The sequence below is a fragment of the Streptomyces sp. NPDC091272 genome (assembly GCF_044757485.1).
Lineage (GTDB): Bacteria > Actinomycetota > Actinomycetes > Streptomycetales > Streptomycetaceae > Streptomyces.
Genome location: NZ_JBIVVC010000019.1, coordinates 1 through 13,569 on the forward strand (window position 1 = coordinate 1; position 13,569 = coordinate 13,569).

At 73.2% G+C, this 13,569-nt stretch carries 11 protein-coding genes; 8 read left to right on the plus strand and 3 right to left on the minus strand.

Annotated elements, in window-relative coordinates; genetic code table 11:
- The 6 genes from ACIQM4_RS33520 to ACIQM4_RS33545 all read left to right on the plus strand — a co-directional run.
- Nucleotides 1-108 (plus strand): 2-oxo acid dehydrogenase subunit E2 (locus tag ACIQM4_RS33520; RefSeq protein ID WP_401599296.1); only part of this gene is annotated, 108 nt, incomplete at its 5' end.
- A 103-nt stretch (nt 109-211) separates the two neighbouring features.
- Nucleotides 212-649 carry a hypothetical protein gene (locus tag ACIQM4_RS33525; RefSeq protein ID WP_401599197.1) on the plus strand — a complete coding sequence of 146 codons (438 nt, stop codon included), beginning with the start codon at nt 212-214 and terminating at the stop codon, nt 647-649.
- A 4-nt stretch (nt 650-653) separates the two neighbouring features.
- Nucleotides 654-1,592: a hypothetical protein gene (locus tag ACIQM4_RS33530; protein WP_401599198.1), complete on the plus strand. Its 939-nt coding sequence runs from the start codon at nt 654-656 to the stop codon at nt 1,590-1,592.
- Nucleotides 1,593-1,680: 88 nt separating this feature from the next.
- Nucleotides 1,681-2,304 (plus strand): GntR family transcriptional regulator, encoded by a 624-nt coding sequence (locus ACIQM4_RS33535; protein WP_401599199.1) that lies wholly within the window; start codon nt 1,681-1,683, stop codon nt 2,302-2,304.
- 255 nt (nt 2,305-2,559) lie between these two features.
- The gene (aceE, locus tag ACIQM4_RS33540) at nt 2,560-5,232 is read left to right on the plus strand and encodes a pyruvate dehydrogenase (acetyl-transferring), homodimeric type (protein ID WP_401599201.1); all 2,673 of its coding nucleotides are present in this window, start codon (nt 2,560-2,562) and stop codon (nt 5,230-5,232) included.
- A gap of 51 nt (nt 5,233-5,283) precedes the next feature.
- Nucleotides 5,284-6,273 carry a helix-turn-helix transcriptional regulator gene (locus ACIQM4_RS33545; protein ID WP_401599202.1) on the plus strand — a complete coding sequence of 330 codons (990 nt, stop codon included), beginning with the start codon at nt 5,284-5,286 and terminating at the stop codon, nt 6,271-6,273.
- A 437-nt stretch (nt 6,274-6,710) separates the two neighbouring features.
- Here ACIQM4_RS33545 and ACIQM4_RS33550 read toward each other — a convergent pair whose 3' ends face one another.
- Both ACIQM4_RS33550 and ACIQM4_RS33555 read right to left on the minus strand, forming a co-directional pair.
- On the minus strand, nt 6,711-7,646 hold the full coding sequence (locus ACIQM4_RS33550; RefSeq protein WP_401599204.1) for an SDR family oxidoreductase: 936 nt from the start codon (nt 7,644-7,646) through the stop codon (nt 6,711-6,713).
- Nucleotides 7,647-7,769: 123 nt separating this feature from the next.
- A complete protein-coding gene (locus ACIQM4_RS33555; RefSeq protein ID WP_401599298.1) occupies nt 7,770-9,809 on the minus strand; it encodes a hypothetical protein in 2,040 nt (679 codons plus the stop codon).
- 548 nt (nt 9,810-10,357) lie between these two features.
- Here ACIQM4_RS33555 and ACIQM4_RS33560 point away from each other — a divergent pair.
- Nucleotides 10,358-10,876, plus strand: coding sequence for a DUF4240 domain-containing protein (locus tag ACIQM4_RS33560; RefSeq protein WP_401599300.1), 519 nt, complete (start codon nt 10,358-10,360; stop codon nt 10,874-10,876).
- Nucleotides 10,877-10,952: 76 nt separating this feature from the next.
- Here ACIQM4_RS33560 and ACIQM4_RS33565 read toward each other — a convergent pair whose 3' ends face one another.
- Nucleotides 10,953-12,095 (minus strand): PP2C family protein-serine/threonine phosphatase, encoded by a 1,143-nt coding sequence (locus tag ACIQM4_RS33565; protein ID WP_401599206.1) that lies wholly within the window; start codon nt 12,093-12,095, stop codon nt 10,953-10,955.
- A 256-nt stretch (nt 12,096-12,351) separates the two neighbouring features.
- Between ACIQM4_RS33565 and ACIQM4_RS33570 the strand changes: the two genes are divergently transcribed.
- The gene (locus tag ACIQM4_RS33570) at nt 12,352-13,248 is read left to right on the plus strand and encodes a TIGR01777 family oxidoreductase (protein ID WP_401599207.1); all 897 of its coding nucleotides are present in this window, start codon (nt 12,352-12,354) and stop codon (nt 13,246-13,248) included.
- Nucleotides 13,249-13,569 lie beyond the last annotated feature (321 nt).

Genomic DNA, 13,569 nt, shown 5'->3' on the forward strand with positions numbered 1-13,569 from the left:
CTCTCCTACGACCACCGCCTGGTGGACGGCGCCGACGCCGCCCGCTACCTCACGGCGGTCAAGGCGATCCTGGAGGCCGGCGAGTTCGAGGTCGAGCTCGGCCTGTAACTCCTGCTTCCGTACAGGTTCTTCACCGCGGCGGCCTCTCCGGGCGTTTTCCGGAGGGGCCGCCGCGCGTTAGGGTCGTCCGAGTCGTGGGAGGGATCGGGGAATGCAGTCCGGCCGCAGGACCGGGGCACGGCGTGTCCCTTCGGCCCGTACGGGTGCCTTCGCACTGACGTCGCTGGCCGTCGGGCTGTCCCTGGCGCTGTCCCTCGGAGCGGCCGCTCCGGCCTCTGGCGACGAGGCCCCCGAAGAGGGCGGCATCGCCTGGAGCACCGGCGCCGGCGGCGCCTCCTGGTGGGAGTCCGAGGGAGATCACCACGTGGTCCAGGACCTCGCGAAGGACGGCCATTCCGCGGTCGGACGGCTCTATGTCCCGTACCGGAACAAGGTCTACAACAACTGGGTGACCGGTGGCCTGAACCGCCGTGCGGACTTCAACTTCAACCTGGCCGAGGATTCCGTCCTGTCGTACCAGACCTGTGTCGGCGAGGCCGGGACCGGTGCGTTCAGCGCCTGCGGGCCCTGGGTCTACGGGAAAGCCTGAGCGCGTGCGGCGGCGGGCGGCAGCCGCCCTGGCGGTCACGTCCCTGTGGCTCTCGGCGGGCTGTGGGGGTACGGAGCACGAGGCGGCCGATCCGGTCCGGGTGGGGCCGGTGGCGACGCCCGCCGGGCCCACCGGTACGGAAATGCCGTTCGCGCGCTTCCTGCCCGGCGACGGCGAACTGAAGGAGATGCAGCGGGCCGAATCGGTCCTGCTGAATTCCTGTATGGCGGAGTTCGGATTCAGGACCCGGATCACCGCCCACTCCGACGCCGCGCTCCTCGCCGACCTGCGCCGCGGCACCACTCTCCCCCGTACCGCCCAGGAGGCGCGGGCGTACGGATTCCACAACGTGCCCGTCGAGGGCGGCGGACGCGACGGCTCCGCGCCCGGGCCCGGCCGGCAGACCCGGCTGCTCGTCCTGAACGGGCCCGACCCCCGCCCCGCGCCCGACGGCGCCCCGGCCGCCGGCCCCGACCGCGAGGTGAACGGACGCGCGGTGCCGCCCGGCGGCTGCGCGGGCCGCACCGAACGCGCCCTCGCCGAGGGCGGTCCCGCCGAGTCCGCCGCGCACCCCGGCAACAGCGCGCTCAACACGCTCCTGCGGCTGCGGTCCGCCGCCTGGGCGCAGGCGGCCGCGGACCCCGCGTACACGGGGATGACCGCCGCCTGGTCGGCCTGCATGAAGCGCGCGGGCTTCTCCTACCGGGACTTCGACGCCGCCGCCGAGGACCCCGCCTGGACCCGTACCGCCACGGCGGGCGCCCGCGAGAAGGCCGCAGCCACCGCCGACCTCCGCTGCCGTACGGCGGTGAACTACCTGGGTGTCTCCGAGGCCGTCCACCTCGCCCACGAGCGGCGCGCGGTGCGGGACAACGCCGCCACCCTCGCCTCGGTCAAGGCGCATTACGACGCGGTGGCACGCAACGCGGCACGGGTGCCGTAGGTCCCGGCCGAACGGCCCACGGGCTGCCCGTATCGTCATCTCCACACGGCCCGCCCGCCGCGCCGTCCCTTCTCGCTAGGAGTTCCTCATGACCCCGCCCGTCATCCACTCGCTCCGCGAGCAGATCCGCGAGCACATCGTGGAGGGGATCGTCAGCGGGCGCTGGAAGCCGGGCGAGCGCATCGTGGAGCGCAGGATCGCCACCGAGCTGCAGGTCAGCCAGACGCCCGTGCGCGAGGCGCTGCGCGAGCTGGAGACGCTGCGGCTGATCGAGTCGGCCCCCAACAAGGGTGTACGGGTACGCAACCTCACCGCCGCCGACCTGGAGGAGAGCTACCCGGTCCGGGCGGGTCTGGAGCAGATCGCGGCCGAGCTGGCCGCACCGCTGCTCGCGGACGACGTGTCGGCCCTGGAGCCGCACGTGGTGGCGCTGTACGCGGCCGACCGGGCGGTCGACGGGGAGGCACAGGTGCGGCACACGGTGGGCTTCCACCGGGAGCTGGTGCGGGCGGCGGGCAACAGCGTGCTGCTGCACACCTGGGAGGGGCTGGGCATCGAGGTGTTCACGGCGCTGTCGATCCGCTGGCTGGGGACGGTGCAGAAGTCGTACGCCGAGGAGCACGAGGACCTCGTGGCGGCGTTCCGGCGGCGGGACGCGCGGATCGGCGAGCTGGTGAAGGCGCATGTGCTCGGATGTGCGCCGCGCGCGTAGGACGAGCGCCGGGCGACCGCATTGCCCGGATTGCGGCTTATGCCATTGACACTTCGTGCCCGGTTTCGTGGCACGGAATGCCTATTTTGGTCGGCGGAAGACTTTTTTGCTCCAGAACTTTGATCGATCATCGATCAGTCTCTTACAGTCGACGGCGGACCTCATCAGGTCCCGCACCACGCACCACCCGGGTCCCGTCCTGCCAGACACAGACCCCCCTCTTTCTCCACCCCCTCCTTCCCGGAAGGCGGCGTCATGACCGACCCCGTACGCAAGCTTCCGAGCGAGCTCGACCAGCTCCCGGACCGCGACACCGAAGAGACCGCCGAATGGGCGGCCTCCCTCGACGCCGTCGCCAAGGCCGCAGGCACCAACCGGGCCGAATACCTGATGCGGCGCACCCTCCAGCACGCCGAGGCAGCCGGTCTCGCGCTGCCCAAGCTGCTGGAGACCGACTACGTCAACACCATCCCGACCGCCTCCGAGCCCGCCTTCGACGGCGACCTGGAGATGGAGAGCCGGATCACCGCGTGGAACCGCTGGAACGCGGCGGCCATGGTGACCCGCGGCTCCCGCTTCGGCGTGGGCGGCCACATCGCGACCTTCGCCTCCGCGGCCTGGCTGTACGAGACGGGCTTCAACCACTTCTTCCGCGGCAAGGAGGGGGACGGCTCCGGCGACCAGCTCTACATCCAGGGCCACGCCTCCCCCGGCATCTACGCGCGCGCCTTCCTCGACGGGCGCCTCTCCGAGCAGCAGCTCGACAACTTCCGGCAGGAGGCCGGCGGCAACGGCCTGCCCTCCTACCCGCACCCGCGCCGGCTGCCCTGGCTGTGGGAGTTCCCCACCGTCTCCATGGGCCTCGGCCCGCTGTCCGCGGTCTACCAGGCGCGGTTCAACCGCTACCTGCAGAACCGCAACATCAAGGACACCTCGAACTCCCACGTCTGGGCGTTCCTCGGTGACGGCGAGATGGACGAGCCCGAGGCCACGGCCGCGCTCACGCTGGCCGCCCGCGAGGGCCTGGACAACCTGACCTTCGTCATCAACTGCAACCTGCAGCGCCTCGACGGCCCGGTCCGCGCCAACTTCCGCGTCGTGCAGGAGCTGGAGGGCGCCTTCCGCGGCGCCGGCTGGAACGTCGTCAAGTCGCTGTGGGGCTCCGCCTGGGACGAGCTGTTCCAGCTCGACACCTCGGGTGCGCTGCTGCGCCGCCTGCGCGCCGTCCCCGACGCCCAGTTCCAGACGTACGCGACGCGCGACGTGGCGTACATCCGCGAGCACTTCTTCGGCGCCGAGCCCGCGCTCAAGCAGCTCGGCGACGTCCTCACCGACGCGAAGATCGCCGAGTGTTTCCACACCTCCCGCGGCGGCCACGAGGCCCGCAAGGTGTACGCGGCGTACAAGGCGGCCGTCGAGCACAAGGGCCAGCCGACCGTGATCCTGGCCCAGACGGTCAAGGGCTACACGCTCGGCCCCGGCTTCGAGTCGCGCAACGCCAACCACCAGATGAAGAAGCTCACCGGCAAGGAGTTCCGCGCCATGCGCGACCTCCTGGAGCTCCCGATCCCGGACTCCCAGCTGGACGAGAGCCTGGTTCCGTACGGCCACCCGGGCGCCGATTCCCCCGAGGTCCGCTACCTCCAGGAGCGCCGTGCCGCCCTCGGCGGTCCGGCCCCGGCCCGCCGCATGCACGCCTCCGCGCCGCTGCCGCAGCCCGCGGAGAAGTCCTTCGCCGCCCTGAAGAAGGGCTCCAAGCAGGGCATGGCCACCACCATGGCGTTCGTCCGCCTGGTGAAGGACCTGATGCGGGACAAGGAGACCGGCAAGCGCTGGGTGCCGATCGTCCCCGACGAGGCGCGCACCTTCGGCATGGAGGCGCTGTTCCCCTCCGCCGGCATCTACTCGCCGCTCGGCCAGACGTACGACCCGGTCGACCGCGACCAGCTGATGTACTACAAGGAAGCCAAGGACGGTCAGGTCCTCAACGAGGGCATCACCGAAGCCGGCGCCATGGCGGACTTCATCGCCGCGGCGAGCGCGTACTCCACGCACGGCGAGACGATGATCCCGTTCTACATCTTCTACTCGATGTTCGGCTGGCAGCGGACCGGCGACCAGATGTGGCAGCTCGCCGACCAGCTCGGCAAGGGCTTCATCGTGGGCGCGACGGCCGGCCGTACGACCCTGACGGGCGAGGGCCTCCAGCACGCGGACGGCCACTCGCACCTGATCGCCTCCACCAACCCCGCGTCGCTGAACTACGACCCGGCGTTCGCGTACGAGGTCGCGGTCATCGTCCAGGACGGCCTCAAGAGGATGTACGGGGAGAACCCGGAGGACATCTTCTACTACCTCACCGTCTACAACGAGCCGATGCCGCAGCCCGCGATGCCCGAGGGCGTCGAGGAGGGCATCGTCAAGGGCCTGTACCGCTTCAAGGAGTCGGCGCCGGCCACCGCGCCCGACGCCCCGCGCGCGCAGCTGCTCGCCTCCGGCACGGCGATCCACTGGGCCCTGGAGGCGCAGGAGCTCCTCGCCGCCGAGTGGAACGTGTTCGCCGACGTGTGGTCCGCCACCTCGTGGGGCGAGCTGCGCCGGGACGCGCTGGAGGCCGACGAGGCGCTCCTGCGCGGCGAGCAGCGCATTCCGTACGTGACCCAGGCGCTGGCCGACGCCCCCGGCCCGGTCGTCGCGGTCAGCGACTGGATGCGTCAGGTGCCCGACCAGATCAGCCAGTGGGTCGAGCAGGACTGGACCTCGCTGGGCACGGACGGCTTCGGCATCTCCGACACCCGTGAGGCGGCCCGCCGGCACTTCGGTGTCGACGCGCAGTCGGTCGTCGTGGCGACGCTCGCCCAGCTCTCCAAGCGGGGTGCGGTGCCGGCGTCGGCGGTCAAGGAGGCCCGGGAGCGCTACGGCCTGTAACAGCCGTACCCGTCCCCCTCTCCTGTCAGTGGCAGCGCGCATGATGACCTCATGCGCGCTGCCCGTTTGATCAAGATGGTGCTGCTGCTCCAGTCCCGGCCGCTGATGACGGCCGCCGAGCTGGCGCGGGAGCTGGAGGTCTCGGAGCGGACGGTCACCCGGGACGCCCAGGCGCTCGCCGATGCGGGTGTGCCGGTGTACGCGGACCGGGGCAGGGCGGGCGGCTACCGGCTGGTCGGCGGTTACCGGACCGGCCTGACCGGGCTCGCCCGCAGCGAGGCGGAAGCACTCTTCCTGTCCGGACTGCCGGGTGCGCTGCGGGAGATGGGCCTTCAGGACGCGGCGTCGGCCGCCCGGCTGAAGGTGTCGGCGGCGCTGCTGCCCTCCCTGCGGGACGCGTCCGCGAGCGCGGCCCGGCGCTTCCACCTGGACGCACCGGGCTGGTACCAGGAGCCCGCCACCCCCGAGCTGCTGCCCGCGGTGGCGGAGGCGGTGTGGGACGACCGGGTCGTCGAGGCGCGGTACGGGCGGGCGGACGGGGTGGTCGGCCGACGGCTCGATCCGTACGGTCTCGTGCTCAAGGGCGGCATCTGGTACGTCTGCGCGCGGGCGGATCCCGGGGAGGTCCGGGTGTACCGCCTGGACCGCTTCCGGGCGGTCGCCGTGACCGACGAACACTTCGTCCGGGACGAGGCCTTCGACCTGCCGGCCTTCTGGGAGTCGAGAGCGGCGGACTTCGCCCGCTCCCTCCTGCGGACGGAGGCGGTGCTGCGGCTCTCGGAGCGGGGCGCGGCCGCGCTGCCCCGCGCGGTGGATCGGGCCGCGGCGCGCGAGGCCCTGGCAAGCGCGGACCCGCCGGACCCGGCCGGCTGGATCCGGACCACCCTGCGGGTGGAGTCCCTGGAGGTCGCCGCCTCCCAGCTGCTGAGCCTGGGCGCGGACGTGGAGGTACTGGGGCCTCCGGCCTTGAGAACCCACATGACCGATACAACGCGGAGAATGTCCGCCCTCTACGACTCACACACCCCGAACGCCCTCTAGCGGGCGCCCTACAGGGGCGCGGGGAACTGCGCGCCCAGCCCCCACCCACCCGCACGCTCCGTCCCCTCGCCCAGGGAGCGCCCCATAGGGGCGCGGGGAACTGCGCAACCAGCCACGACGCACCCGCACGTCTTGCCCCCTCGCCCAGAGGGCACCTCCTAGGGGCGCGGGGAACTGCGCGACCAGCCACGACGCACCCGCGCGAAGAGAACATCGCGCAAGAGGGCACGCGAAGGGTCACGCTCCGCGCGAGGGGCCGCCCCCTTGCCCACCCGTCCCGCCCCCGGGGGGCGGCCCCGCTGCCCAAGGAGGCTGGAGGTGGGGAGTGGAGGGAAGGGAAGGGGCGGCCCCGCTGCCCAAGGAGGCTGGAGGTGGGATGGGATCGAGAAGGGGCCGGTCCGCTGCGCAGGCCACAAGGTTGGCGTACGGCCCCACCCTCACCGGTAGTCGTCGACCGACACCCCCTCCCCCTTCATGACGCGCGACAAGTACCCCCACGCGTCCGGCCGCGACCCGTCCGTGTCCGTGAAGCCGTACTCCCGTGCCAGTTGCCCGCTGGAGAGCGACCGGCCGTTCCAGCGAGCCCGGTTGGGGTCCGCCGCCAGGTGGGCGACGGCCCGGCCCACGAACACCGGTGACTCCGCGATCGCGAAGGTCGGTTCCTTGGCGATCGCGTCGCGCCAGTTCGCCTCCGTCACCCCGAAGTGGTCGAGCATCTGCTCGGAGCGCAGGAATCCGGGCGTGACGGAGATCGCCGTGCCGCCGACGTCCGCCAGGTCGTGTGCCAGGTTCGACGCCATCCGGATCGGTGCGTTCTTCGCGAGGTCGTAGTAGAAGTTCTCGCGGAACCCCTTGTTCGACTCGGCCGTGCCGTCCGTGACCTCGACGACGAGACCACCCTCGTGCCGCACCAGCAACGGCAGCGCACAACTGCTCGTGACGATGTGACTGCGCACCCCGAGCTCCAGCATCCGCAAGCCGCGCGCAAGTTCGGTCTCCCACATCTTCTTGCCGAACTCGACCAGGTGCTCGCCGCCCCAGATGTCGTTGACGAGGACGTCGAGCCGTCCGCGCTCCCGGTCGATCCGCTCGACCAGCGCCCGTACCTGGTCGGCCTCCAGGTGGTCGGTGGGGACGGCGACTCCCTCGCCGCCCGCCGCCGTCACCAGTTCCGCCGTCTCCTCGATCGTCTCCTGCCCGCGACCGACCTCGCTGACCTTCTCGCGGGTGGTGCGGCCGGTGACGTACACCGTCGCGCCCCTCGCCCCGAGTTCCACGGCGATCGCGCGTCCCGCGCCGCGGGTGGCGCCCGCGACCAGGGCGATCCGCCCGGTCAGGTCCGGTCGGCCGGGGTGCGTACGGTCGGTGTTCATCCATGGCTCCTTCGTCGTGCGGTCCCAACGGAACGAGCATGGCGAAGAAACCAGACATCTACTGTCCGGTTTACCGCCGTGTCACCGTCGTCCGCTTTAGACGCCCGGGCCCCCGGCCCGGCCTCAGCGCAGTCCCTCCAGCGTCGAACCGTCCGCCATCCTGGCCCGTAGCCGGGCCTCGACCCCCTTGGGTGCCCGTACCGCCATGGTCGGCCCGGTCGCGTCGGCCCTGACCCCGCCGTCCGCCTCGATGCGGGTGACCTTCCTGCTGCCCGCCGCGAGCAGGTACCAGTTGCCGGACCTGGGAGCCTGCCAGCCCGCCCCCGCCAGCACGTGCTGGCCGAACCGGCTGCAGGACGCGGTGTCCTGCGCCGCCGCCACCGGGGCCCCGAGCCGGGTCGGCGGGGTGCCAGGCAGCTGGAGCTGGACCATCACACGGCCCGGCCCCCGCCAGGTGTCGGCGCGGGTGCACACCCAGTCGGCCCGGCCGCCCGCCTCGGGCAGCGACTGCTGTGCGTACACCCAGTTGTTGACGGCGCGTACGCCGGCACCGCGCATCGACGGCAGATGGCAGGCGCTGTGCGCCCAGGTCCGCAGGGCCGCGGCGCCGGTCGCCTCGCGCGGCTGCCTGGCAGGTGCACCGCTGCCGGGCGGCGGGGTGTAGGTCAGGTGGACGGGCGCGAGATCGCCCAGGTCGGTCAGCAGGAAGGCGTGCTTCTCGACGATCAGCTCGGAGGAGCGGAGCTGGAGCACCGGCCAGGAGTCGCACGTACCACCGGCTCCCGGGCGGGGCACGAGGGCGGTGACGCCGTCGTCGTCGACCGCCAGGTCGCCGCCGGGCGAGTTGGGCCTGAGCAGGTCGCGGGTGGTCGTCTCGTCGATCCAGGGGGCGAGCAGGAAGCGGGTGCTGTCACCGCTCCGGTCGAGGACGAGGGCCGCGCCGGTCACCACGTCCGCGTCGTCGGTACGGGCGAAGTCGAGCGAGGGCGGCCGGTCGCCGTCGGCGGGCTCCGCGTACCGGACGGTGCGGTCGCCGTCGTTCAGCAGGACGACCGCGGTCCCGTCGACGTCACCCGCGTACAGCAGCCGGGGCGGGGCGGTGGGCGGTTCGGTGCCCGCCCCCGGCGTGCTGGTGATCCGCACCGAACGGGCGGGGCTCGCCCACACCTTGAGCGCGCGGTCGAGCAGCGCGAGGTCGTCGCGGCGCCCACCCCTGGCGGGCCAGACGGTGAAGTCGACCCGCGAGGTGTCGGCCCACTCGTCGGCGGCGGGGCGCACCAGGTTGCGGGGGTCGAGAACCCGTTGGGCTATGGACGCGTTGACCGTGCCGGTGGCGGCGGTCCGTTCGCGCGGCGCCGGCCCGTCGCCGGTGAGTACGACCGGCAGGACCGCGGCGGCCACCGCGGCGACCACGAGGGCGGCTCCCGCGGTACGCACGCGGTGCCGGCGGCGCAGCAGGTCGGTGGGGCGGGTGTGCACGAAGCAGGGGTCGAACTCGCCGGAGAGCAGGGGGTGCCGGCCGTTCTCGCCCGGCTCCCCGTCGGCGCCGCTCTCCCCGAGCGTCTGGCGGCCGATGCGTTCGGCGGTACGCAGGGCGAGGGCGGGCTCGGCGGCCCCCGCCGCGGCGAGCGCGGCCCGGGTCCCGTCCGCGTCCAGCCCCTCCGCGCGGCGCAGCGCGAGGGCGGCGCGGGTGGCCGCGTCGGTGCCCGACAGCGCCTGGTCCAGGGCGAGTTCGACGGCGCCGCCCGCCGCGGGGAAGAGCCGCAGCCCCCACACGGTGGGCAGCAGGGGGCGCAGCCGCTCCGGGCCGGGGCCGCGTCCGGGCCACCAGCCGGGCCGCTTCCCGTAGTCGAGCGCCTCCCGCAGGACGAGGGTGCGCAGGGCGACGTACGCCGGTGCGGCCGGGGCGCCGCGCTGGGCGGGCACCCGGGGCCCGTCCTGGTCCGCCGGGGCGCCGGCGGGTCCGCGGGTGCGGCGGGCCGGCAGGGCGCGCTGGACGATTCCGTGGGCGGCGAGGACGCGGCGGTGGCGTCCGAGGGAGGACGGCAGGGTGATAAAGGCCAGCCTGACGAGGCGCGGGTAGTGCTCGACGAGCGTGGCCTCGGCCTGTTCCACGCTCAGCGGGGCGGCAACCGCCCCGGTGTGCTCCGTACGGTCTTGCATGTCCATGGCGAGGGCAACCCCTTTGAGGGTGAGAGTGCGTGCATCGCTTGCCCTTCAAACGAGTGAATCATCCGACGGTCACACGAGAGGCCGGACCGCAGGTGGACCGCGGCGCGGGAGCGCACCTGGGCGGCACGGGGGGGTGGACGCGGGCGGGCGCGAGGACCGGGCCCGAGCGGAGCGGGGGTGGCCGGACGTGAGCGGCGCGAGAGCCGGGCCCGAGCGCCACGCGGACCGGACGCGGGCAGGCGCGAGAGCCGGGCCCGAGCGGAGCGGGGGTGGCCGGACGTGAGCGGCGCGAGAGCCGGGCCCGAGCGGAGCGGGGGTGGCCGGACGTGAGCGGCGCGAGAGCCGGGCCCGAGCGCCACGCGGGCCGGACGCGGGCAGGCGCGAGAGCCGGGCCCGAGCGCCATGAAGGGGGGACCGGACGTGAGCGGTGCGGGGTCCGGGCCCGCGCGGCGCGGGGGCCGGACGTGAGTAACGAGACAGCCGCCATCCGTCCGCTCCGCGTGCGCCGCTCCTCCGCAAGCCCGATGCTGTACCTCGTGATGGACGAGACGGAATTCTGGGAGACGGTCGACAGCACCCGCGTGGCCGCCGAGGGCGACCCCGAGGAACACGCCGACCTGTTGGTCGAGCGGCTGCTCCAGTTGGACCCCGACGCCGTGCTCGACTTCGCCAGACACTTCGAGGTGCGCTACAACCGCGCGTACCGCTGGGACCTGTGGGGTGCGGCGACCGTGCTCCTCGGCTCGGCGAACGACGACGCCTTCGACTATTTCCGGTGCTGGCTGATCGGCCAGGGCCGCGAGGTCTTCGAGGGCGCGCTGCACGATCCGGACGATCTGGCCGGGCTGCTCGACGGGTTCGACGACGAGATCGACGGGGACGGCGAGGAACTGGGGTACGCGGCGGACGAGGCGTACGAACAGCTGACCGGGTCGGTGGCACCGGACCTGGGTGTCCCGCCGCAGGCCGCGGAGCCGGAGGGCACCCCCGTCGACCTGGATGACGACACGGGCCTCGCGGACCGCTACCCCCAGCTCTGGGAACGCTTCGGGGACTGACGAGAGCCCCCCCCCCCCCCGGGGGCGACGGCCCACGGCCCGCACCTCGGGGCTCCGCCGGAACGACGCGCGCCCCTCAGTCAGTCGGGTCCCCGTCGCCGCCCCCGCCGGCGGGACAGTTCTCCGGGTCCGGCTCCAGCAGCAACAGGGCCACGTCGTCCTCCACCCGGACCGCGAACCGCACCAGGTCGCGCTGGACCGCCTCCGCGAGCGCCCCGAGGTCCTCCGGCCTGCCGGCGTCCGGGGCGAGCGCTTCGAGCCGTTCGGCCAGCGGGTAGAACTCCCCCTTCGCGTTCCTGGCCTCGGTGACGCCGTCGGTGTGGGCCACGATGCGGTCGCAGGGTTTCAGCGGCAGCACGGTGACCGTCGGCAGGCCGTACTCGGTCAGCCCCAGCCCCAGCGGCGGGGCGGGGTCCAGCCGCATCTCGCTGACCCGGCCCTCCCGCAGCAGCAGGGGCGGCGGATGGCCGCAGGAGACGACCCGCACGGACAGGCCGTCCTCGGCGAACTCCATGAGCACGGCCGTCGCGAACAGTTCCGCGTGCTCCACCGAGGCCGAGTCGACGACCAGGCGCCGGTCGAGCCGAGCGGCGACCGCGGGCAGGTCGACGTCGTCCAGCGCCGCCTCGCGGAAGGCGCCGAGCAGCGCCGAGACCGTGGCCACGGCTCCGGAGCCGTGCCCCTCCACGTCGGCGACCACCGCCCGCACCCCGTTCGGACCGCAGCGGACGTCGTACAGGTCACCGCTCACCAGCGCGCCCAGCTCGGCCGCCCGGTAGAGGCCGAAGCAGTGCACCCGCCCGACCGCGGCGGGCAGCGGCGGCAGCACCGCGAACTGGGCGACCTCGGCGGCCGTCCCGACGCTCACCAGCCGGGCGTCCCTGCGGGTGCGCGACCACGAGATGATCACGCTCGTCCCGCAGAGCAGCGCCACGGAGAGCAGCACTCCCCTCCGGTTCCCCCAGTCGTCGCCGTGCAGCCCGAGGAAGGTCGCCGCCACACCCATGAGCACGGTGTTCACCGGCCCGTACAGCAGGGCGGCCAGCGGCGGGAGGGCGGCGAGGTAGTAGCTCAGCTCGACGTCGTCCGGCGTGATGCGGTCGGCCACGGCGAGCAGCACCAGGACGACCAGGGGCAGCAGCCGCAGCCAGAGCGCGGGCTTCTCCCCCATGAGCCATTTGGGGACGTCGTCCCCTCGACGCGCGCGGACCGAGCTCATCGCGCTAGGGCTCCTCCAGGCTGGCAACAACGGGCAAAGCGGGCGGGACGGTGACCGCAGGGGCGGCTTCCGGGCACGCGTCCGGCTCCCCGTCCACGCACCACCGCTGATCACTATGCCCGCTGTATCCCTTTCGCGCCGTTCGGTGGGTGTTCGCCGCCCCCGCGCCCGCCGCCGTACCGGCCGGGAACCGCATCACCCGCGCCACCTGCGCCAGGGTGCGCGCGGGAAGCCCGTTCCGGGGCAGGATGACCCCATGCGGATCGCAGTCACGGGCTCTACGGGCCTCATCGGTACGGCACTTGTACGTTCCCTGCGCGCGGACGGGCACGAGGTGGTGCGTCTGGTACGACGCCCTGCCAGGTCCAAGGAAGAGGTCAGCTGGGACCCGAGGCGCAGCCACGTGGACACGCACGGGCTGGTCGGCTGCGAGGCGGTGGTGCACCTGGCGGGCGCGGGCATCGGCGACCACCGGTGGACGGACGCCTACAAGCGGGAGCTGCGGGAGAGCAGGCTGCTGGGCACCGCCGCGATCGCCGAGGCCGTCGCCTCGCTCGACGTGCCGCCGCGGGTGTTCGTCAGCGGGTCCGCGCTCGGGTTCTACGGGGAGACCGGGGACCGCGCCGTGGACGAGGAGGCACCGCCGGGTGACGGTTTCCTGCCCTCGCTCTGCGTGGAGTGGGAGGAGGCCGCCGGGCCGGCCGAGGAGGCGGGCATCCGCACCGTCTTCCCCAGGACGGGCCTGGTCGTGGCGCGCGGCGGCGGGGCCTGGGGCAAGCTCTTCCCGATCTTCCGGGCAGGTCTGGGCGGGCGGCTCGGCAGCGGCAGGCAGTACTGGAGCTTCATCGCCCTGCACGACGAGGTGGCGGCCCTGCGCCATCTGATCGACACCGAGTCGCTGTCCGGTCCCGTGAACCTGACCGCACCGGAGCCGGTCACCAACCGGGAGGTGACCGCGGCGATGGGGCGGGTGCTGCACCGGCCCGCGTTGTTCCCCGTACCGAAGCCGGTACTGCAGGTCGCACTCGGCGAGCTGGCGGAGGACGTGCTGGGGAGCCAGCGGGTGGTGCCGCGGCGGCTGCTGGAATCGGGGTTCTCGTTCGCGTTCCCGACGGTCGACGACGCGATCAGGGCGGCACTGCGCAGCAGCTGAGGCGAGCGGTGCGCGGCCGTTGCGAGCGGTGCGCGGCTCAGGGCGCAGTGCGCGGTACGCAGTGCGCAGTCCGCGGCTGACGCGAGCGGTCCGCGGCGGTTGCGACCGGTACACAGCTGACGCAAGCGATCCGCGGCTGACGCAAGCGGTCCGAAGCTGACGCAAGCGATCCACAGCTGACGCAAGCCGCCCAACCACCATCGCTTCACGCGCGCTCTCGACCGTCTTTCGATCACTTCTTGACCGGTTCTCCACCCTCGTGCGACCGCCGTGCCTCGGTGCCCGGTAGGTGCGCGCCTCCCGGAGGGCCGCTGGTGACTT

Coding starts and splice junctions, on each gene's coding strand:
- ACIQM4_RS33525 (WP_401599197.1), top strand. CDS start 212: ATGCAGTCCGGCCGCAGGACCGGGGCACGGCGTGTCCCTTCGGCCCGT.
- ACIQM4_RS33565 (WP_401599206.1), bottom strand. CDS start 12,095: ATGAGCTCGGTCCGCGCGCGTCGAGGGGACGACGTCCCCAAATGGCTC.
- ACIQM4_RS33535 (WP_401599199.1), top strand. CDS start 1,681: ATGACCCCGCCCGTCATCCACTCGCTCCGCGAGCAGATCCGCGAGCAC.
- ACIQM4_RS33570 (WP_401599207.1), top strand. CDS start 12,352: ATGCGGATCGCAGTCACGGGCTCTACGGGCCTCATCGGTACGGCACTT.
- aceE (WP_401599201.1), top strand. CDS start 2,560: ATGACCGACCCCGTACGCAAGCTTCCGAGCGAGCTCGACCAGCTCCCG.
- ACIQM4_RS33560 (WP_401599300.1), top strand. CDS start 10,358: ATGGACGAGACGGAATTCTGGGAGACGGTCGACAGCACCCGCGTGGCC.
- ACIQM4_RS33550 (WP_401599204.1), bottom strand. CDS start 7,646: ATGAACACCGACCGTACGCACCCCGGCCGACCGGACCTGACCGGGCGG.
- ACIQM4_RS33545 (WP_401599202.1), top strand. CDS start 5,284: ATGCGCGCTGCCCGTTTGATCAAGATGGTGCTGCTGCTCCAGTCCCGG.
- ACIQM4_RS33555 (WP_401599298.1), bottom strand. CDS start 9,809: ATGCAAGACCGTACGGAGCACACCGGGGCGGTTGCCGCCCCGCTGAGC.